Raw genomic sequence first — 21072 nt, 5'->3', positions numbered from 1 at the left:
GTTAGCCTTATAGCTTCTTAGCATTCTCAATCGCTTCGTCGATAGTACCGCAGTACATAAACGCTTGCTCTGGAATGTCATCGTATTCACCAGCTAGTAGACCTTTGAAGCCACGTAGAGTCTCTTTAAGAGGTACGTAAACACCAGGGTCGCCTGTAAATACTTCCGCTACGTGGTAAGGCTGAGTTAGGAAACGCTCAATCTTACGTGCACGCGCAACCACTTGCTTATCTGATTCAGATAGCTCGTCCATACCTAGGATTGCGATGATGTCTTTCAGCTCTTTGTAGCGCTGAAGTGTCTGCTGAACACCACGAGCAGTGTCATAGTGTTCTTGACCTACAACAAGTGGGTCTAGCTGACGAGACGTCGAATCCAGTGGGTCGATCGCTGGGTATAGACCCATCGCTGCGATGTTACGGTTAAGTACAACCGTTGCATCCAAGTGCGCGAACGTTGTTGCTGGAGACGGGTCAGTCAAGTCATCCGCAGGTACGTATACCGCCTGTACAGACGTGATAGAACCTTGCTTCGTTGACGTGATACGCTCCTGAAGTACACCCATCTCTTCTGCAAGAGTTGGCTGGTAACCTACCGCTGAAGGCATACGACCTAGCAGTGCAGATACTTCTGTACCCGCAAGCGTGTAACGGTAGATGTTGTCGACGAACAATAGAACGTCACGACCTTCGTCACGGAAACGCTCTGCCATTGTCAGGCCTGTCAGTGCAACACGTAGACGGTTGCCCGGTGGCTCGTTCATCTGACCGTAAACCATCGCTACTTTTGATTCTTCAGGCTTCTCGATGTTTACAACGCCCGCTTCCTGCATCTCGTGGTAGAAGTCGTTACCCTCACGAGTACGCTCACCAACACCTGCGAATACAGATAGACCAGAGTGTTGTAGTGCGATGTTGTTGATAAGTTCCATCATGTTAACGGTCTTACCTACACCTGCACCACCGAATAGACCGATTTTACCACCCTTAGCGAAAGGACAAATCAAGTCGATTACTTTAACGCCTGTTTCTAGAAGCTCAGTCGCGTTTGACTGTTCTTCGTAGCTTGGCGCTGGACGGTGAATTGAGTACAGTTCTTCTGCACCGATCTCACCACGCTCGTCAATCGCATCACCAAGCACGTTCATGATACGACCTAGGGTCTTAGTACCTACTGGTACTGAAATTGGAGCGCCTGTATTTACTACTTCAACTCCACGACGTAAACCATCAGAGCTACCCATTACGATACAACGAACTACGCCACCGCCTAGCTGTTGTTGAACTTCAAGAACAAGACGCTCTTTTGAGTCCTTTACGTTTAGAGCGTCGTATACACTTGGTACATCGCTCTGTGGGAACTCTACGTCGACTACCGCACCGATGATCTGTACGATCTTACCTGTAGCCATCGTTAATCCTCTAAACTGTTTCGTTTAACCTAAGCTTAAACCGCTGCTGCACCACCAACGATTTCCGATAGTTCTTGTGTAATCGCAGCCTGACGGGCTTTGTTGTACACAAGTTCTAAGTCGTCAATCAAGTTGGTTGCGTTATCAGTTGCAGCCTTCATAGCAACCATTCGAGCCGCTTGCTCACAAGCAAGGTTCTCAACTACACCTTGATAAACCTGAGATTCCACATAACGCACAAGTAGCGCATCAAGTAGAGACTGAGGTTCTGGCTCATAGATGTAATCCCATGAATGCTCACGCTGCATATCTTTGCTGTCCGATTTAGGCAAAGGTAGCAATTGATCGATCGTTGGTTGTTGAACCATCGTGTTTACGAACTTGTTAAATACAAGGTACAAACGGTCCAATTCACCTTCATCATATTTTTCTAGCATCACGCTAACCGAACCGATCAGGTCTTCCAAACTTGGGCTATCACCCAAACCTGAAACCTGAGCCGCTACTTTCGCGCCGCCATGTTTAAAGAAAGCTGTCGCTTTTGAGCCAATTACCGCAAGCTCAACCTCAGCACCTTTCTCTTTCCATGCCTGCATATCTGTAACCGCTTTTTTGAACACGTTGATGTTCAAGCCGCCACACAGACCACGGTCCGTTGAAATGATGATGTAACCAACACGCTTGGCTTCACGCTCATCTAGGTACGGATGACGATACTCTAGACTTGCATTTGCCACATGACCGATCACTTTACGCATTGTTTCCGCGTATGGACGAGAAGCTTCCATTGCGTCTTGCGAACGACGCATTTTTGAAGCTGCTACCATTTCCATCGCTTTCGTAATCTTCTGAGTGCTTTTAACACTCCCGATTTTACTACGTATCTCTTTTGCGCCGGCCATCGTTACTCTCCATTAGTTGGTGGCAGCCACTGCCACCGACCTATTACCAAGTTTGGGTTGCTTTGAAGTCGTCAGTCAGTTTCTTCAACTGAGCTTCGATTTCATCGTTGTAAGCACCCGTCTTGTCGATCTCAGCTGCTAATTCAGCGTATTGACCGCGAGCGTACGATAGTAGAGCTGCTTCGAAATCAAGAACTTTAGAAAGTTCGATATCGCTTAGGTAGCCACGCTCTGCCGCAAAGATAGTTAGAGCCTGGTCAAACACTGACATCGGAGCGTATTGCTTCTGCTTCATCAGTTCAGTTACTTTTTGACCGTGGTTCAACTGTCTCTTAGTCGCTTCATCAAGATCCGAAGAGAACTGAGCAAACGCTGCAAGTTCACGGTAAGCCGCTAGTGCTGTACGGATACCACCAGACAGCTTCTTGATGATTTTCGTTTGTGCAGAACCACCTACACGAGATACTGAGATACCTGGGTCAACGGCTGGACGTACACCCGCGTTGAATAGCTCAGTTTGTAGGAAGATCTGACCATCGGTGATCGAGATTACGTTGGTTGGTACGAATGCAGAAACGTCACCAGCCTGAGTTTCGATGATAGGAAGAGCGGTTAGAGAACCTGTCTTACCTTTCACTTCACCGTTAGTGAAACGCTCTACATACTCTGCGTTTACACGAGCTGCACGCTCTAGTAGACGAGAGTGAAGGTAGAATACGTCACCTGGGAATGCTTCACGGCCTGGTGGGCGTTTTAGCAATAGAGAGATCTGACGGTAAGCGACCGCTTGCTTTGATAGATCATCATAAACAATCAGTGCGTCTTCGCCGCGATCACGGAAGTATTCACCCATTGCACAACCTGCGTATGGCGCTAGGTATTGCAATGCAGCAGATTCAGATGCTGAAGCCACAACCACAATTGTGTTCTTCAGAGCACCGTGCTCTTCCAGTTTACGCACTACGTTGGCGATAGTAGAAGCTTTCTGACCAATCGCTACGTAGATAGAGAAAATACCAGAGTTTTTCTGGTTGATGATCGCATCGATCGCCATCGCTGTTTTACCAGTCTGACGGTCACCGATGATAAGTTCACGCTGACCACGACCGATTGGGATCATTGAGTCAACTGACTTATAACCAGTTTGTACAGGTTGATCAACCGATTGACGGTCGATTACACCCGGTGCAATCACTTCAACAGGTGACGTTAATTTCGCTTCAATTGGACCTTTACCGTCAATTGGCTCACCTAGTGTGTTCACTACACGACCCAATAGCTCAGGACCAACTGGCACTTCAAGAATACGACCAGTACCTGTTACTTTCATGCCTTCCTTAAGGTCAGCATATGGGCCCATTACTACCGCACCAACCGAGTCACGCTCAAGGTTAAGTGCTAGTGCATAACGGCCACCCGGTAATTCAATCATTTCACCTTGCATCACGTCCGCTAGGCCGTGAATGCGAATGATACCGTCGCTTACCGATACGATAGTACCTTCATTGCGAGCTTCACTAACAACGTTGAAAGATTCAATACGCTGTTTAATTAGATCGCTAATTTCCGTGGAATTAAGTTGCATGCTCCAATCCCCATTAAGACTGCAATGCATCGCTCAGGCGATTCAGACGACCGCGAGCTGAGTTATCGATGACTAAGTCTCCGGCTCGAATTATCACCCCACCTAGTAGGGCCTCATCTACACTGCAATTCAGCTTAACTTTGCGCTCTAGACGCTGTTCAAGTTTCTGACTGATATTTGCACATTGTTCATCAGAAAGTTCGGTTGCAGAAATCACTTCTACATCAATCTCTTTCTCATGCTCTTTCTTCAAAACGAAGAACAGGGTACATACATCAGGAAGGGCCGCAAGACGACCATTCTCAGCCATCACCTTAAGAAGGTTTTGACCAAATTCATCCACTTGTTCGCCACAAATCGCAATAAACAGTTCAGCCAGTTTGTCGGCTGACATAGAGCCAGATAACAGCTCACTAATTTGTTCGTTTTGGGCTACTTCAGCAGCGAAAGACAACATTTGACCCCATTGGTCTAGTTGGCCTTTCTCTACCGCAAAGTCAAAGGCTGCTTTAGCATAGGGGCGCGCGATTGTTGTAAAATCAGCCATGTTCGCCCCCAAACTTAAAGTTTTGCAGTAATGTTATCGAGAATATCTTTGTGCGCATCTTTATCGATTGAACGCTCAAGGATTTTCTCTGCACCAGCTACAGCCAGAGTTGCAACTTGTTTGCGCAGTTCATCGCGTGCACGATTACGTTCAGCTTCAAGTTGAGCTTCCGCTTGCGCTAGGATTTTTTGACGTTCAGTCTGTGCATCCTCGCGAGCTTCATCCAAGATTTGAGCTTTACGTTTGTTCGCTTGTTCGATGATCTCAGTTGCTGTGCGCTTTGCTTCTTTCAATTGAGAAGAAGCATTAGCTTGTGCTAGATCCAAGTCTTTTGCAGCACGTTCTGCCGCTTGTAGACCGTCAGCAATTTTCTTCTGACGCTCTTCAATCGCTTGCATGATTGGTGGCCATACGTACTTCATACAGAACCACACAAACAGTGCAAACGAGATTGCTTGACCTAGCAGAGTTGCGTTCATATTCACAACAGCTACCCCTCTATTCGGAATTAGTGTTCATCAAGGACACGCTGACGCATGCCGCTCAATACCGATGATTAACCAGCTAATTGACCTACGAATGGGTTTGCAAACGTGAATAGAAGTGCGATTACGATACCGATCATTGGAACCGCATCAAGTAGACCAGCGATGATGAACATCTTAACTTGAAGCATAGGAGCCATTTCTGGTTGACGAGCAGCACCTTCTAGGAATTTACCACCTAGAACCGCGAAGCCTACTGCAGTACCTAGAGCACACAGACCAACGATGATTGCTACTGCGATTGCAGAAAAGCTTAGTACAGTTTCCATTACTATCTCCAATTATAGCGATTAACTAAAAGTCTAATAAGAATAAACAAAATTAATGATCACTGTCTTCGTGAGCCATTGACATATATACGATTGTCAACATCATAAACACGAAGGCCTGAATCAGGATTACCAGAATATGGAAGATCGCCCATGGTAGCGAGCCCATCCATTGTAGATACCATGGTAGCATTGCCGCACAAAGAATAAATACAACCTCACCAGCGAACATGTTACCGAATAGACGCATACCAAGAGAAAGAGGTTTCGCCAATAGCGATACCACTTCGATTAGTAGGTTGAACGGAATCATTGTCCAATGGTTGAATGGGTGTAAAGCCAATTCTCTTGCAAAGCCACCTAGACCTTTCACTTTGATGCTGTAATAGATCATCAGAGCGAATACGCCTAGTGCCATAGCCATGGTGATATTCACATCAGCTGAAGGTACTACTTTCAAGTAAGGAATACCGAGCCAATGCTCTGCCGGGTATGGAAGGAAATCGATTGGAACTAAGTCCATCAAGTTCATCAAAAATACCCAACAAAAGATAGTCAGTGCTAGAGGTGCAATCAGCGGGTTGCGTCCATGGAACGTATCTTTGACGTTTGTCGCGACAAATTCTACGATCATTTCAACAGCACACTGAAGCTTACCTGGTACACCGGCTGTTGTTTTTCGAGCTACAGCGTAAAAAATTCCGAGGAAAATTAACCCTGTAAACCAAGAAAAAAACAGACTATCGATATGTACGTTCCAGAAACTCGACTCTTCCGCCACTAGCCCCAACTTGTAAGTTGAAAGGTTAGTAAGGTGGTGAGTGATGTAACCGGAAGGTGTTAGCGCTTCACCTGGCGCAGCCATAACTCATCCTATTTTTTGTTGTTAATGAATAGCGCTGGCGCAAAGATATTAATACCAAGAACCAGCAAATAGGTTAGTTTCAGGGGAACAAGTTCCACCTGCATATACATGTAGGCGACAGAAAACAGCACTACTGTAATGAGAATTTTCAGCGCTTCACCCGTGTAGAAAGAGATAGCAACGTACTTTGACGCTCTCGCTCCTACAAACAAGAATGCACACACAGAAAATACTGCATTGGCGACAACAAAAATGCCGCCGCCTATCAGCGAGGAAAATCCCCACTCAGCATTCACAGCCAAAGCCACTCCTGCTGCCACAAAAATAACCGCGCCGGACTCGATCATTAACAATTGCTTTGCAAGCTCTCGTCCTGGCCTAGCCAACGCAGCTACCATGTATTCGTACCTCTAGTAAATCCCACGGCTCCTCCGTTTTTGAGGGTCTGGGAAGTTGCGGAAAATTATACGGTGAGTCCAACTGATTGCAATTAAAACGCAGCAAAAACTTACAGTTTTGTTTACAAACCGACAACTTTCGTACAAAAATTGCTTTTTTACATAATTGACCTAAATCAATTATCTCATTTAGCTCTCTAGCTTGGCAATTAGTTGCTCTAATTTGTGAGGCTCATCAATACTTATCGTCAATTTGGCTTTTCCATTGCCATTTCTCACTAAAGAAACCTTTGCTCCCAACGTTTCACTTAGTTTTTGTGATATTTGTTGTGTTTCTTCATCTTTTGGCTGATTTTTTTCTTCAACCTTAGGTGTGAGACATTTTTTTACCAACTGCTCAGTTTGACGAACCGTGAGCGCTTTGCTGGCGACCTGCTGAGCCACTTCCACTTGTTGCTCGCCTTCCAGCGCTAACAATGCGCGGGCATGACCCATATCGAGCAGTTTCTGTGCAACAAACTGTTTTACTTCTAGCTCCAAGCCATTCAGTCGAAGCAGGTTGCTCACCGCGGTGCGTGACTTACCAATCACATCCGCTACTTGCTGATGAGTCAGAGAAAACTCGTCTTGCAATCGCTCAAGTGCTTGCGCCTCTTCGATCACATTAAGATCTTCGCGCTGAATATTTTCGATCAACGCCATGGCGATAGCTGCACGATCTTCGACATGTTTGATCAAGCAAGGGACGCGTTTTAACCCTGCGAGCTTAGCGGCTCGCCAACGTCGCTCACCAGCAATGATCTCAAAATGGCCATCTTGCACCGGTCGAACCACGATCGGCTGAATGATGCCTTGCGACTGAATCGAGGCCGTCAATTCTTCCAGCGCCTGTGGTGACATGTCTTTTCGTGGTTGGTATACCCCAGGTTGCAACTGACCTACCGCAATATCGGTCAACTCTCCTTCAGCGGAAAGAGCCTGACTCTGAGTGGCGATATGTTGTTTCTCACGAGCTAATGAACTGGTAGACAACAGTGCATCCAGCCCCTTTCCTAGACCACGCTTAGACATTGGTATGAATTCCTTTGGTGAAGGTTAAACTGGGATTTCTTCTCGACGCAGCATTTCTCCTGCAAGCGCTAAATACGCTTTTGAGCCTGCAGAGTGTTTGTCGTAGTACATTGCTGGTTTCCCATGACTTGGCGCTTCTGCTAAGCGCACGTTTCGTGGGATCACAGTACGGTAGACTTTACTGCCGAAATGCTTTTTGAGTTGATCGGAGACTTCATTAGACAGGCGGTTGCGAGGATCGTACATGGTACGCAACAATCCCTCGATTTTGAGTTTGTCGTTCACCACTGCCGCCAACTTACTAATGGTATCCATAAGAGCCGTTAAACCTTCTAATGCAAAATATTCACATTGCATTGGCACCAGCACGGAATCCGCCGCAGCCATGGCATTGATTGTAAGAAGGTTTAAAGAAGGAGGACAATCAATAAAGATGAAATCATAGTTATCGCGAACTGACGCTAAGGCGTTCTTAAGACGGACTTCTCGCGCGAACACTTCCATCAATTTGATTTCTGCGGCGGTGACGTCGCCATTCGCCGCAATCAGGTCATATTTTCCGGTGGTCGTCTTGCACACCACTTGGTCAAATGGGGTTTCTTCAACCAGCAAGTCGTACGCGGTGGCATCCACCATGTATTTGTCCACACCACTCGCCATCGTAGCGTTACCTTGTGGGTCCAAATCTATCACCAATACTTTGCGTTTGGTTGCGGCCATTGACGCTGCTAGATTGACACACGTTGTTGTCTTACCCACACCACCTTTCTGGTTGGCAATTGCTACTATTTTACCCACGATGACCTCGCTAATTATCCTTGCGCGATAAGATTACTAGATGGCGATCCCCTTCCAACTCAGGAACAGTCAAAGATATGATCTCCGTCACACTGCACCACTCAGGAAGCTGATCAATTTCATCTTTAGGGTGCAGTCCCTTTAGAGCAAGGAAGACACCTTGACCCGTTTTCGGTAGATGATGACACCACTCCACCATATCTGTCATTGAAGCAAATGCGCGACTTAGAACACCATCAAATTTTTCTTCTGGCTGGAACTCTTCGACACGACTTTGCACCGTGGTCACATTTTCAATCTTTAATTCATGGAGAACTTGTTTGATAAAGCGAATGCGCTTACCCAAGCTGTCCAACAAAAAGAACGTTTTCTCTGGATGCATGATCGCCAACGGAATACCAGGCAATCCAGGTCCAGTACCCACATCGATAAAACGCTCACCGTCAAGGTGAGGCGCTACTACGATGCTATCGAGAATATGTTTCACCAGCATGTCTTGCGGATCACGCACAGAGGTCAGATTGTAAGCTTTGTTCCACTTATTGAGCAGTTCCACATAACCCAACAGTTGTTCACGTTGACGTTCACTGACCTGCAAATCGGTTTGCGCGATTAAAGCGTCCAGTTTTTGGCGAAGAGCACTCATGCGTTTTCTTCTCCCACTTTCAACATGCCGATTTTCTTTAAGTGAACCAGCAAAATCGAAATGGCCGCAGGCGTAATACCAGAAATGCGTGATGCAATCCCCAATGTCTCGGGCTTGGCGGTGTTGAGTTTAAGTACCACCTCGTTGGATAAGCCTTTCACATCGCTGTAATCAAGATCCGCTGGCAATTTGGTGTGTTCATGACGCAGGGATTTTTCAATCTCATCTTGCTGACGCTTGATGTAGCCTTCGTATTTCACTTGAATTTCCACTTGTTCCGCGGCTTCAAGATCGTCGATTGCAGGCGCAAAAGCGGTCAATGAAGTGAGCTGATCATAAGTCATCTCAGGGCGACGAAGAAGATCTTCACCGCTGGCTTCACGGTTCATTGGTGTTTTCAATAATTGGTTAAGCTCGTCAATACCAGCAGAAGTCGGATTCATCCACGTCGATTTCAGACGTTGGCGCTCTTGTTCCATGTTGTCGATCTTCTGGTTGAAACGAGCCCAACGAGCATCATCAACCAAACCGAGTTCACGTGCTTTTTCTGTCAAACGCAAATCAGCGTTGTCTTCACGCAGTAACAAGCGGTGTTCCGCGCGCGATGTGAACATACGGTACGGTTCTTTGGTACCCATGGTTGAGAGATCGTCAATCAATACGCCCATGTAGGCTTGATCTCGACGTGGGCTCCAACCTTCTTTCTCTTGGCTGAACAAGCTGGCATTGAGACCCGCCATCAAGCCTTGTGCGGCCGCTTCTTCGTAACCAGTCGTGCCGTTAATTTGGCCAGCAAAGAACAAACCTTGGATAAACTTGGTTTCGTAAGTCTGTTTCAAGTCACGTGGATCGAAGAAATCGTATTCAATTGCGTAACCAGGGCGGACAATGTGCGCGTTTTCAAACCCTTTCATCGAACGAACAATCTGCACTTGCACATCAAATGGCAAGCTGGTGGAGATCCCGTTTGGATACAATTCGTGAGTCGTTAAACCCTCTGGTTCGATGAAGATCTGATGGCTGTTCTTATCGGCAAAACGCATCACTTTGTCTTCGATAGAAGGACAGTAACGAGGGCCAATACCTTCGATGATGCCAGCATACATTGGACTACGATCGAGGTTGTTACGAATCACCTCATGCGTCTGTTCATTGGTATGGGTAATGAAACAAGGAATTTGACGTGGGTGATGGGTGCGATCGCCCATAAAAGAGAATACCGGCGTTGGATTGTCACCGTGTTGTGCTTCTAACACAGAAAAATCCACACTACGTGCATCGATACGTGGTGGTGTACCCGTTTTGAGTCGATCGACTCTAAATGGCAGTTCACGCAGACGATCGGCCAACGCGATCGAAGGAGGATCCCCTGCGCGTCCACCAGAAGAGCTTTGCAAACCGATGTGGATCTTTCCGCCAAGGAAAGTTCCTACTGTCAGAACAACCGCTTTGGCATGGAACTTTAATCCCATTTGCGTGATCACACCACGAACTTGATCCTGTTCGACAATTAAGTCATCCACTGCTTGTTGGAAAAGGGTCAGATTCGGCGCATTTTCGAGAAAATCACGCACGTAAGCTTTGTAAAGCGCTCGGTCGGCTTGTGCACGTGTTGCTCTCACTGCTGGCCCTTTCGAGGCGTTTAGTGTTCTAAATTGAATACCTGCGTGATCGATCGCTTGCGCCATCAAACCACCCATCGCATCCACTTCTTTGACCAAATGCCCTTTACCAATACCACCAATGGCTGGGTTACATGACATCTGGCCCAAGGTATCGATATTGTGCGTGAGTAATAAGGTCTTCTGACCGGTGCGTGCTGATGCGAGTGCGGCTTCCGTTCCTGCGTGTCCGCCACCGACAACAATGACGTCAAATGTTTCGTGATAAAGCATGAACTGACCTCAGGTATTCAAAGGATTCAACAGTGAGAGAAAAAGAGCGATATTCTACCTTCTTTTGTGGATGAGTGAAAATTGTTTTCGTCTCGCGAATCACGAGATCATCCCACTAAATATATATAAAGATCTTTATATATGATCTTTTATTGGATCTATTATTAGGATCGAGGTGATCTGTGGATAAGTTAAAAATGATCAACAAGATCATGGATCTTATTTGGATCATATCGTGTGATCATGATTTGATCTACACAAGGATTACCTGGGATCAAAATGGAGGGTTATACACAGGGGCCGCTAAGTGTAAAAGTTATTATTTGGATAACTATAGGAAAAACACTGGATCTTCTCTATTTTATCCACAGACGGATCGTGTGATTTTTCGGCGAATTGGCGATGGGATTTGTAGAAAGGTTATTCACAGAGGGGAAAAGCGAGGGAGAGCTTCCCCCGCAATAGGCATCAAAACTGTTCGATATGTTGTTTTAGCCAAACTTCGGCAGCGTCTTCTGGTACGGTATGGCTGAGCACATCAATGGTCAGACATTGAGTGATCGCAGTGGCGCCAATGTCAGTCAGTAACGCGTGAGCGTGCAAACCCGCGGCACAAAACGTGTCGTAACTGGAGTCTCCAATTGCCACAACAGCATAGCGAACATCACTCATTTTCGGTGGGGTCGTTTGCAGAGCGTGGATAAAAGGCTGAATGTTGTCTGGGTATTCGCCTGCGCCATGTGTAGAGGTGATGATCAACCAAGTACCTTGATTAGGGATTTCGCTCAACTGAGGGTGATTGTGAATGGTGGTTTCAAACCCAGCCTCTTGCAGTAGGTCGCTCAAGTGATCGCCCACGTATTCTGCGCCACCGAGTGTGCTGCCTGTGATGATGTGAATCATAGTATGTCCTTAAATGAAAAAGCGCAGCCAATGGCCACGCTTTGAAGTTATTTTCCGATACAGAATGAGGAGAAAATACGTCCGAGCAAATCGTCGGAGCTAAACTCGCCCGTGATCTCGTTGAGATGCTGCTGAGCGATGCGGAGTTCTTCTGCAAGGATTTCTCCGGCCATGTACCCTTCCAATTGTTCTTGGCCAATCAGCAGGTGCTCTGCGGCGCGCTGAAGTGCATCCAGATGTCGGCGTCTTGCCATAAAGCCACCTTCGGTGTTGCCAGAAAAGCCCATGCAAGCCTTTAGGTGATTACGCAATGCATCAACCCCTTGACCTGTTTTGGCCGACAAACGGATCAGCGTCGGCTGACTGACGTGGCAGATCCCCAATTGTTCTTGGGTTTGATCGGCTTTGTTGCGGATCACGGTAATGCCGATTTGCTCGGGTAGGCGATCAATAAAGTCTGGCCAGATCTCTTTGGGATCGGTGGCGTCGGTGGTGGTGCCATCGACCATGAAGAGTACGCGATCGGCTTGACGGATCTCATCCCAAGCGCGCTCGATACCGATTTTTTCCACTTCGTCTGAAGCATCACGCAGACCAGCCGTATCGATGATGTGCAGCGGCATACCATCGATATGGATGTGCTCACGGAGGACATCTCGTGTGGTGCCTGCAATGTCGGTGACAATCGCGGAATCCTTACCTGATAGCGCATTCAGTAGGCTGGATTTGCCAGCGTTCGGACGGCCCGCAATCACCACTTTCATCCCTTCACGCATGATTGCGCCTTGGTTGGCTTCTTTGCGCACCGCATCTAAGTTGTCGATGATGGCTTGCAGATCGCCCGCCACTTTACCATCGGCTAAAAAGTCGATTTCCTCTTCTGGAAAATCGATGGCCGCTTCAACGTAGATGCGCAGATGGATGAGAGATTCCACCAGCGTATGAATTCGCTTAGAAAATTGCCCTTGTAGCGATTGGAGTGCCGATTTAGCCGCTTCTTCGGAGCTCGCGTCAATCAGGTCTGCGATCGCCTCTGCTTGTGTGAGGTCCATCTTATCGTTAAGGAAGGCTCGCTCAGAAAACTCCCCAGGTCTTGCTGGACGAACACCAGAGATGGTCAGGATGCGTTTAATCAGCATGTCCATCACCACGGGGCCACCGTGGCCTTGCAACTCAAGGACATCTTCGCCAGTAAATGAATGAGGATTGGGGAAGAACAGTGCGATCCCTTGGTCAAGTTCACTGCCATCTTGGGCTTTAAAAGGGATATATTCAGCGTAGCGTGGCTTCAACGTCTTCCCTGTTACTTCCAAGGCAACTTGAGCGGCTTGTGGGCCTGAGACACGAATAATCCCGACCCCACCTCTGCCCGGCGCTGTAGCCTGGGCGACAATCGTATCTGTTGTCATAAATGAGCCTATCGTTTTAACGACCATTTGTCTGGTCAGTGAATCAATTAGCTGAATTGTAATCAGCCGAAAACAAAAAGGCGACCTTTTGGCCGCCTTTCTTTACTCTGTTGTCACTTACTTGGTGTGTAAGCCTTTTTTCTCCAGTGCTTTGTAAATCAAAGACTGCTGGATCAGAGTAACGATGTTCGATACTAGCCAGTATAGAACCAGACCTGATGGGAACCATAGGAAGAAGAAGGTAAACATCACCGGCATAAAGGTCATGATCTTCTGCTGCATAGGATCGGTCACAGTCGTTGGGCTCATCTTCTGAATTAGGAACATTGAACCACCCATCAATAGCGGCAGGATGAAGTATGGGTCCTGTGCTGAAAGGTCGTGAATCCATAGGATGAACGGCGAGTGACGCAGCTCAACCGATTCCATCAATGCCCAGTACAGAGCGATGAAGATAGGCATCTGCAGAATGAGAGGAAGACAGCCACCGAGTGGGTTAACTTTCTCTTTCTTGTACAGTTCCATCATCTCTTGGCTCATGCGCTGACGGTCATCACCGATGCGCTCACGCATTGCTTGCAGCTTAGGCTGTAGCATGCGCATTTTGGCCATTGAGGTGTACTGTGCTTTTGTCAGTGGGTACATCGCACCACGAACGATGAAGGTTAGACAGATGATCGCCACACCCCAGTTACCCACAACGCTTTGGATAACAGACAGTAGCCAATGCAGAGGTTTCGCGATGAACCACAACCAGCCGTAATCGACTACTAAGTCAAGGTTTGGTGCGACTTCTGCCATTTGGTCTTGCAGTTTAGGACCAGCCCAAAGGGTTGCTGTGAAGTGTGCGCTATCGCCATCAGCAACCGTTTTGTTTGGCATACGAACGCCAATGTCGCCCATATTGCCAATCACGCGAGTGTACAGGTTGGCACCTGGTTCGTTACGTGGGATCCACGCCGCAGCGAAGTAGTGCTGGATCATTGCTGCCCAACCTTGACCATTGGTCAGAGTAAGAGACAGATTGCGATCTTGCATATCTTCGAAGCTGTATTTTTTGTAACGAGTATCTTCAGTTGAGTAAGCACCGCCACGGTAGGTTGGCATGGTGATGCTGCCGCCTGCGTCCATCAGATTTTGACGTAGGTGCGCGTACATGCCTAACGTTGCGTTGTTACCTGATTTGTTGATGACATCGAACTCAACGTCAATCGCGTAGCTACCACGTTTTAGGATAAAAGTTTTGGTGTACTCCAAGCCATTCGCTTGGTAGGTCATTGGAATACGTAATTCGTTTTGATCGTCAGCTAACGTAAAGCTGTCCGCGCTCACTTGGTAGCTTGGACGATTGTTGCTGCTTAGGTCGATGCCTTGTGGGCCAACCAGACCACTTTGTGCGATGAATTGATGACCTTGAGTGTCTCTAAGAAGCTCGAAGGCATTCGCAGAATTGAGTTCTGCAGAATATTGGTTCAAATCCGCAGCCACTACATCACCACCAACAGTGTCGATTGACAGAGTCAACACATCCGTTGTTACCGTGATGAGTTTTGCTGACGCTTGTTGCGCTGGCGCTGGGTCCAGTTCATCAGCAAAAGATGGTGCAGGTAAAGTGCTGCTTGTTTGAGCCTGTTCAACGGCTTGAGGGGCTGGGTTCTTTGCAACTTGCCACTGTTGGAACAGCAAGAAAGAAACCAGCGCCAGAAGCAGGACCAGGAGAGTACGTTGAGAATCCATCGTTATTTATCTCTGTCTTGTTTTTGGACTGGTGGAACGGGGTCAAAGCCCCCTTCATTCAAAGGGTGGCATTTTAATAGACGTTTGCCTGATAACCAACACCCTTTTACAAAACCGTGAGCTTTCAACGCTTCTATGGCATATGTAGAACAGGTTGGAGTAAAACGACAGCGCGGTCCAAGGAGAGGACTGATAAGACCTTGATAAAGACGGACGAGTCCGATTGTTAACCACGCGAGGGGCGAGACAGGCGATGCCATAGCTTATCAAACAACTTAAACAGTTCCTCATTGCTCAAATCTTGCGCGCTTTTCTTGGCGATCACAACAAAATCTTTATTGGGAAGTTGATGTTGTGTGTTACGAAAGCTTTCACGGGCTAGGCGTTTGAATCGGTTGCGACCAACGGCAGTTTTGATTTGCTTCTTGGGTACAGCCAAGCCTAAACGAGGATGAGAAAGGTTATTATTGCGAGCAATGATAGTGAAATGAGGAGAGCCAGCTCGATGAGCTTGCTGAAAGACGTTTTGATAATGCTCGGGAGTTAACAAACGTAACTCCCGATTGAACGCGTACGTATTCAAAATAAGCTAATGATTATTTTGACAGGCGCGCACGGCCTTTCGCACGACGTGCATTGATTACTTTACGACCGTTCTTAGTCGCCATGCGTGCACGGAAACCGTGAGTACGCTTGCGCTTTAGAACTGAAGGTTGAAAAGTGCGTTTAGTAGCCATTGTTATTACCTTTACTGATCAGTAGTTTTAGGTTCTAAGTTAACCCGGCGTGGGTCTGTTTTCTTCTCTATATAAAGAAGAGTTCACCGACGCCTCTCAACAAAGAGGCGGAATTGTAATCACAGTCACACAAAGTGTCAATCTTTGTGGTGTATCAACAAATCCGCCGGGCGATTATACGGAGTGTGAGTAAAATCTCAAGGATCTCGCGATCTTTGTCGGGATCTTTACTCCATTCCTACTTGGCGTAGGAATTTTTGTAAGCGAGGATCCTGTGGATTTCCAAAGATATCCTGTGGAGATCCCTGCTCAACAATCTTGCCTTCCGCCATAAAGATCACGCGATCCGCCACTTCTCGGGCAAATTGCATCTCATGGGTGACCACCAGCATCGTTTGGTGTTGGTTGGCTAATTTCTTCATTAATGAGAGTACTTCTCCGACCCATTCAGGATCCAATGCCGAAGTTGGTTCATCAAAAAGCAACAGTTCGGGTTGCAGTGCCATGGCGCGGCCAATACCGACGCGTTGTTGCTGGCCACCAGAGAGGGCCGCCGGGTAGCTGTCGCCTTTTTCTCCCAGACCAATGTCATCTAAGATTTGCTGCGCGCGCTTCAGAGCGTCTTCTTTTTTCCAGCCGCGAACGGTGATCAAACCCTCGGCAATATTTTGTCGCGCCGTCATGTGGGCAAATAACGCGTAGTTTTGAAACACGAAACCAGTGCGGCGGCGCAGCGCAAGCACTTCGGCTTTGGTGTGTTGTTGGCTATCGACGCTGATGTCATCAATGGTGATTTTGCCTTGGTCCGCTTGCTCTAGAAAGTTAACACAGCGCAGCAAGGTGGACTTGCCAGTCCCGCTTGAACCAATGATGACGATGATTTCACCTTGGTTGATGGTCAGATCAATGCCTTTGAGTACTTCTGTATCGCCAAAGCGTTTGTGGATATTGTCTAATTTGATCATCTCGCATACGCCTTATTCAGTTTGTTCTCGGCCCAAATTTGTACTCGGGTTAGCACCAGCACGACACCCCAATAGATAAGAGCGACGGCCAAAAATGCTTCAAAGAAGCGGAAGCTCGACGAGGCTTCCATTTGCGCCTTAGCCATGATTTCCGCCACGCCGAGCGTAAAAGCTAACGAGGTGGATTTGATCATGTCGATGAAGTAGTTCATTAATGACGGTAAAGCGACGCGAGTGGCTTGTGGCAAAATAATGCGGCGCATTGCTTGAGTCGTGGTCATGCCGACTGACAAGCTGGCTTCCATCTGGCTACGGTCAATGCCAATAATCGCGGCGCGAATGCTTTCTGCCATGTAGGCAGCAAAATGCAATGTTAAACCGATAACAGCGGCACTGAACGCGTCGAGTCCAACCATGATTGGGAAGATCTGAGGTAAGCCATAGTAAAGCAAGAACAGTTGTACCAGCAGCGGAGTGCCACGGAAAAAACTGATGTAGAGTTGGCTGAGTGGATCGAGGATGGGGACGCGGAACACACGAATATTGGCCAGTATTACCGCCAAGACCAAAGAGAAAACCAAACCCAGAATCGCCATTTCCATGGTGGTGCCGAGGTATTTGAGCAGAATCGGCAGTAGCTCTAGCATGTAGTTAAAATCAAATCCCATACCAGTTACCCTTAAAGAAAACAAAAGGTGGAATCGCAAATTCCACCTTAAAAAAGAAAGCTGTGACGAGCTGTATTCGCTTTATTTGGTGATATCTGCACCAAACCATTTGATTGAGATTTGCTCAACCGTACCGTCTGCGCGCATCTCAGCAAGGGCTTTGTTGACTTCACCTTGCAGCTTCACGCCACGTTCGTTGTTCACAAATGGCCATGCGTTAGCGATGGTTTCAAACGGTTCACCTGCCAATTGTAGCGGCAAACCGGTTTTCTTGATCAGTTCTAGTGCTGACAGGCGATCCATCACGAATGCATCGGCGCGTCCCAAGGTGACATCATGTTCAATACCGGTATCGTAAGTCTTGATATTGATTTTGCCGTCTTTATCGTAATCGCGTAATAGCTGTTCAAAGTTTGAGCCAAGGTTGACCGCAACGGTTTTACCTGCGAGGTCTGCAACGCCTTTGATGCTGTCATTGCCCTTGCGTACAGTGATCTGAGCGCCGTCTACCACATAAGGGTCAGCAAAAAGGTATTTGGCTTTGCGCGCATCCGTCATGGTGATTTGGTTGGAAATGGTATCGATGCGACCCGTTTCAAGCAAACCAAACAGACCTGAGAAGTTTGCGGTTACGTATTCGACTTTGTAGCCATTACGCTTACCAATCTCATCCCACATATCTACTTCAAAACCTTGCAGTTGGTCTTGCTTTACAAAGGTGAATGGGAAGTAGCGGCCAGACATACCCACTTTAACCACTTCTTCGGCAACCGCCTGAAAAGTTGCTGCAGAAAGCGCGATGGCAGCAATACTCGCTTTAATCCAGTTATTCATCTTGTGACTCCTTATCTTTATGGGAGGTGATGTTAATGTGATTTATCTCAATAGAATAAATAACTAGTTGTTATTAACCATAACCAGATGAACAGTCTATTTTGGGGATAAATCGCCAAGATCCGTGGAAAAGTGGATCGTCTTGTGGGTAATCATTGGGCAAGGTGTGTTGATCCGCAAAAATCAAGCGAAATTATTGTGAATAACTTGGATCTTATTCACTGGATCGTCGATCAATCGCTGGCGATCTTGGTTATCAACAGGTAAAATTGCCAATCTTTTCAGATTAATTTCGTACTCAGTGGGGGCACCGTGTCATCTTCGCTTTGGTTGCAGTGTATGCAACGGCTTCAAGAAGAGCTACCAGCTACAGAATTCAGTATGTGGGTTCGCCCGTTACAAGCGGAGCTCAATGACAATACGCTCACTCTGTTCGCGCCAAACCGCTTTGTGTTGGATTGGGTGCGAGACAAATACCTCAATAGCATTAATCGTTTACTGCAAGAGTATTGTGGTAACGATATTCCGAGCTTGCGTTTTGAAGTCGGCAGTCGACGTGTGGCCGCACCTAAGCCTGCGCCGACCCGAACGCCAGCGGATGTGGCGGCCGAATCGTCGGCACCTGCGCAATTGCAAGCACGTAAGCCAGTACACAAAACTTGGGATGATGATGCTCAAGCGATCGCTGACATCAATCACCGCTCAAATGTGAACCCTAAGCATAAGTTCAATAACTTTGTCGAAGGTAAGTCGAACCAATTGGGTTTGGCTGCGGCACGTCAGGTGGCGGATAACCCAGGTGGGGCGTACAACCCACTGTTCTTATACGGCGGCACCGGTTTAGGTAAAACCCACTTGTTGCACGCCGTTGGCAACGCCATTGTTGATAACAAGCCCAACGCCAAAGTGGTGTACATGCACTCTGAGCGTTTTGTGCAAGACATGGTTAAAGCCCTGCAAAATAACGCAATTGAAGAGTTCAAACGCTACTATCGCAGTGTGGATGCCTTGCTTATCGATGACATTCAATTCTTTGCCAACAAAGAGCGTTCGCAGGAAGAGTTCTTCCATACCTTTAACGCGCTATTGGAAGGCAACCAACAGATCATTCTGACTTCGGACCGTTATCCAAAAGAGATCAGCGGGGTAGAAGATCGCCTGAAATCCCGTTTTGGTTGGGGTTTGACGGTGGCGATTGAGCCGCCAGAACTGGAAACCCGCGTAGCGATCTTGATGAAGAAAGCCGAAGATCACCAAATCCATCTTGCCGATGAAGTGGCGTTCTTTATTGCTAAGCGTCTGCGTTCTAATGTTCGTGAGTTAGAAGGGGCATTAAACCGCGTGATCGCCAATGCCAACTTTACTGGCCGTCCGATTACCATTGATTTTGTGCGTGAAGCACTGCGTGACCTACTGGCGCTGCAAGAGAAGCTGGTGACCATCGACAACATTCAAAAGACGGTTGCGGAATACTACAAAATTAAAGTGGCCGATCTGCTCTCTAAGCGACGTTCTCGCTCGGTTGCGCGTCCTCGCCAATTAGCCATGGCACTGGCCAAAGAGCTCACCAACCACAGTTTGCCGGAAATCGGTGATGCGTTTGGTGGCCGTGACCACACCACCGTGCTGCACGCGTGTCGTAAGATTGAGCAGCTGCGTGAAGAGAGCCACGATATTAAAGAAGATTACTCTAACTTGATTCGCACCCTGTCGTCTTAATCGGTTAGAATGACACAATTCTAAACACTTTATTGAAGCGGACAGCGTAAAGAGCCAAGCATGAAATTTACTATCGCACGTAGTCATTTTATTAAACCCCTTCAACAGGTTTCCGGTGCACTCGGTGGGCGACCAACGCTACCGATCCTCGGTAATTTGCTGATCAATGTTGAAAATGGTCAACTGTCAATGACCGCCACTGACTTAGAAGTGGAGCTGATCAGTAAAGTGACCTTGGAAGGGGAGTTTGAAGCGGGCAGCATTACGGTTCCTTCGCGCAAGTTTCTCGATATCTGCCGTGGATTACCTGACGATGCAGTGATCACGTTTGTATTGGAAGGCGATCGCGTGCAAGTGCGCTCCGGACGTAGCCGTTTCTCGTTGGCCACACTACCGGCGAATGATTTTCCGAATATTGAAGATTGGCAAAGTGAAGTGGAAGTCTCCCTCACTCAGGGCGAACTGCGCGCGCTGATTGAGAAAACACAATTCTCGATGGCAAACCAAGACGTACGCTACTACCTCAATGGCATGTTATTTGAAATTGAGGGCAGTACACTGCGCAGTGTTGCGACCGATGGTCACCGTATGGCTGTGGCACAGGCGCCATTGAATGCTGATTTCGCACAAAAGCAGATCATCGTACCGCGTAAAGGTGTGCAAGAGCTGGTTAAACTGCTGGATACACCAGAGCAACCCGTCACGCTGCAAATTGGTAGCTCTAATCTGCGCGCTGAAGTAAACGATTTTGTCTTTACTTCTAAACTGGTGGACGGTCGTTTCCCGGATTACCGTCGCGTATTGCCACAACACACAACCAAAACACTGGAAGCAAGTTGTGATGAATTGCGCCAAGCGTTTTCTCGTGCGGCGATTTTGTCGAATGAAAAATTCCGTGGCGTTCGTGTTAACTTGGCAGGCACTGAAATGCGCATTACCGCCAACAACCCAGAGCAAGAAGAAGCGGAAGAGATGTTGGACGTCAGCTTCGAGGGTGAAGCGATTGAGATTGGTTTCAACGTTAGCTACGTATTGGATGTGCTGAACACCTTGCGTTGTGAACAAGTGCGAATCTCAATGTCGGATGCTAACGCCAGTGCGCTGGTTGAAAATGTCGATGATGACAGCGCCATGTACGTGGTTATGCCAATTCGTCTATAAGCTGATT

The 21072-nt window shown here is 47.5% G+C and carries 23 protein-coding genes; 2 read left to right on the top strand and 21 right to left on the bottom strand.

Annotation, left to right across the window (positions count from 1 at the left end):
• Window positions 1-7 precede the first annotated feature (7 nt).
• The 21 genes from atpD to AOT11_RS06835 all read right to left on the bottom strand — a co-directional run bounded on the left by atpD (window position 8) and on the right by AOT11_RS06835 (window position 18185).
• Entirely contained in the window at window positions 8-1411 is a 1404-nt protein-coding gene (gene atpD, locus AOT11_RS06940; RefSeq protein WP_011079055.1) for a F0F1 ATP synthase subunit beta, read from the bottom strand.
• Between the two features lie 35 nt (window positions 1412-1446).
• Window positions 1447-2313, bottom strand: a complete 867-nt coding sequence (gene atpG / locus AOT11_RS06935; RefSeq protein WP_017419850.1) for a F0F1 ATP synthase subunit gamma — start codon at window positions 2311-2313, stop codon at window positions 1447-1449.
• A 43-nt stretch (window positions 2314-2356) separates the two neighbouring features.
• Window positions 2357-3898 (bottom strand): F0F1 ATP synthase subunit alpha, encoded by a 1542-nt coding sequence (gene atpA, locus AOT11_RS06930; RefSeq protein ID WP_013570873.1) that lies wholly within the window; start codon window positions 3896-3898, stop codon window positions 2357-2359.
• 13 nt (window positions 3899-3911) lie between these two features.
• The gene (atpH, locus tag AOT11_RS06925) at window positions 3912-4445 is read right to left on the bottom strand and encodes a F0F1 ATP synthase subunit delta (RefSeq protein ID WP_011079052.1); all 534 of its coding nucleotides are present in this window, start codon (window positions 4443-4445) and stop codon (window positions 3912-3914) included.
• 14 nt (window positions 4446-4459) lie between these two features.
• Window positions 4460-4930, bottom strand: a complete 471-nt coding sequence (atpF, locus tag AOT11_RS06920; RefSeq protein ID WP_017419849.1) for a F0F1 ATP synthase subunit B — start codon at window positions 4928-4930, stop codon at window positions 4460-4462.
• Between the two features lie 71 nt (window positions 4931-5001).
• Complete coding sequence (atpE, locus tag AOT11_RS06915; RefSeq protein ID WP_011079050.1) at window positions 5002-5259, bottom strand: F0F1 ATP synthase subunit C; 258 nt, start codon at window positions 5257-5259, stop codon at window positions 5002-5004.
• 52 nt (window positions 5260-5311) lie between these two features.
• The gene (gene atpB / locus AOT11_RS06910; RefSeq protein WP_011079049.1) at window positions 5312-6124 is read right to left on the bottom strand and encodes a F0F1 ATP synthase subunit A; all 813 of its coding nucleotides are present in this window, start codon (window positions 6122-6124) and stop codon (window positions 5312-5314) included.
• Between the two features lie 8 nt (window positions 6125-6132).
• Complete coding sequence (locus AOT11_RS06905) at window positions 6133-6522, bottom strand: F0F1 ATP synthase subunit I (protein WP_011151443.1); 390 nt, start codon at window positions 6520-6522, stop codon at window positions 6133-6135.
• Between the two features lie 189 nt (window positions 6523-6711).
• Complete coding sequence (locus AOT11_RS06900) at window positions 6712-7593, bottom strand: ParB/RepB/Spo0J family partition protein (RefSeq protein ID WP_011079047.1); 882 nt, start codon at window positions 7591-7593, stop codon at window positions 6712-6714.
• Between the two features lie 24 nt (window positions 7594-7617).
• Window positions 7618-8391, bottom strand: a complete 774-nt coding sequence (locus AOT11_RS06895) for a ParA family protein (protein WP_011079046.1) — start codon at window positions 8389-8391, stop codon at window positions 7618-7620.
• Between the two features lie 10 nt (window positions 8392-8401).
• Entirely contained in the window at window positions 8402-9037 is a 636-nt protein-coding gene (gene rsmG, locus AOT11_RS06890; protein WP_017419848.1) for a 16S rRNA (guanine(527)-N(7))-methyltransferase RsmG, read from the bottom strand.
• A complete protein-coding gene (mnmG, locus tag AOT11_RS06885; protein WP_017419847.1) occupies window positions 9034-10932 on the bottom strand; it encodes a tRNA uridine-5-carboxymethylaminomethyl(34) synthesis enzyme MnmG in 1899 nt (632 codons plus the stop codon). The genes rsmG and mnmG overlap by 4 nt, the downstream gene beginning before the upstream one ends.
• Window positions 10933-11400: 468 nt before the next feature.
• Window positions 11401-11835: an FMN-binding protein MioC gene (gene mioC, locus AOT11_RS06875; RefSeq protein WP_017419846.1), complete on the bottom strand. Its 435-nt coding sequence runs from the start codon at window positions 11833-11835 to the stop codon at window positions 11401-11403.
• A 47-nt stretch (window positions 11836-11882) separates the two neighbouring features.
• Window positions 11883-13244, bottom strand: coding sequence for a tRNA uridine-5-carboxymethylaminomethyl(34) synthesis GTPase MnmE (mnmE, locus tag AOT11_RS06870; RefSeq protein WP_086016739.1), 1362 nt, complete (start codon window positions 13242-13244; stop codon window positions 11883-11885).
• A gap of 117 nt (window positions 13245-13361) precedes the next feature.
• Window positions 13362-14981 (bottom strand): membrane protein insertase YidC, encoded by a 1620-nt coding sequence (gene yidC, locus AOT11_RS06865; protein WP_017419844.1) that lies wholly within the window; start codon window positions 14979-14981, stop codon window positions 13362-13364.
• Between the two features lie 2 nt (window positions 14982-14983).
• The gene (gene yidD, locus AOT11_RS06860) at window positions 14984-15241 is read right to left on the bottom strand and encodes a membrane protein insertion efficiency factor YidD (protein WP_072599185.1); all 258 of its coding nucleotides are present in this window, start codon (window positions 15239-15241) and stop codon (window positions 14984-14986) included.
• Complete coding sequence (gene rnpA, locus AOT11_RS06855) at window positions 15208-15531, bottom strand: ribonuclease P protein component (RefSeq protein ID WP_013572637.1); 324 nt, start codon at window positions 15529-15531, stop codon at window positions 15208-15210. Before rnpA ends, yidD begins: the two co-directional genes overlap by 34 nt.
• A gap of 46 nt (window positions 15532-15577) precedes the next feature.
• Window positions 15578-15718 carry a 50S ribosomal protein L34 gene (gene rpmH, locus AOT11_RS06850; protein ID WP_011079039.1) on the bottom strand — a complete coding sequence of 47 codons (141 nt, stop codon included), beginning with the start codon at window positions 15716-15718 and terminating at the stop codon, window positions 15578-15580.
• Between the two features lie 227 nt (window positions 15719-15945).
• Window positions 15946-16683, bottom strand: a complete 738-nt coding sequence (locus AOT11_RS06845) for an amino acid ABC transporter ATP-binding protein (RefSeq protein WP_011149048.1) — start codon at window positions 16681-16683, stop codon at window positions 15946-15948.
• The gene (locus tag AOT11_RS06840; protein WP_026050372.1) at window positions 16680-17351 is read right to left on the bottom strand and encodes an amino acid ABC transporter permease; all 672 of its coding nucleotides are present in this window, start codon (window positions 17349-17351) and stop codon (window positions 16680-16682) included. Before AOT11_RS06840 ends, AOT11_RS06845 begins: the two co-directional genes overlap by 4 nt.
• Window positions 17352-17432: 81 nt before the next feature.
• Window positions 17433-18185 carry an amino acid ABC transporter substrate-binding protein gene (locus tag AOT11_RS06835; RefSeq protein ID WP_017419842.1) on the bottom strand — a complete coding sequence of 251 codons (753 nt, stop codon included), beginning with the start codon at window positions 18183-18185 and terminating at the stop codon, window positions 17433-17435.
• A 312-nt stretch (window positions 18186-18497) separates the two neighbouring features.
• Here AOT11_RS06835 and dnaA point away from each other — a divergent pair, with 312 nt between their 5' ends.
• Together dnaA and dnaN are read left to right on the top strand one after the other, a co-directional pair.
• A complete protein-coding gene (gene dnaA / locus AOT11_RS06825) occupies window positions 18498-19904 on the top strand; it encodes a chromosomal replication initiator protein DnaA (protein ID WP_017419841.1) in 1407 nt (468 codons plus the stop codon).
• 60 nt (window positions 19905-19964) lie between these two features.
• Window positions 19965-21065 carry a DNA polymerase III subunit beta gene (dnaN, locus tag AOT11_RS06820; protein ID WP_017419840.1) on the top strand — a complete coding sequence of 367 codons (1101 nt, stop codon included), beginning with the start codon at window positions 19965-19967 and terminating at the stop codon, window positions 21063-21065.
• The last annotated feature ends 7 nt before the right edge of the window (window positions 21066-21072 follow it).

The sequence above is a fragment of the Vibrio vulnificus NBRC 15645 = ATCC 27562 genome (genome assembly GCF_002224265.1).
Classification (GTDB): Bacteria; Pseudomonadota; Gammaproteobacteria; order Enterobacterales; family Vibrionaceae; genus Vibrio; species Vibrio vulnificus.
This window is presented reverse-complemented; position numbering and strand designations above follow the sequence as displayed.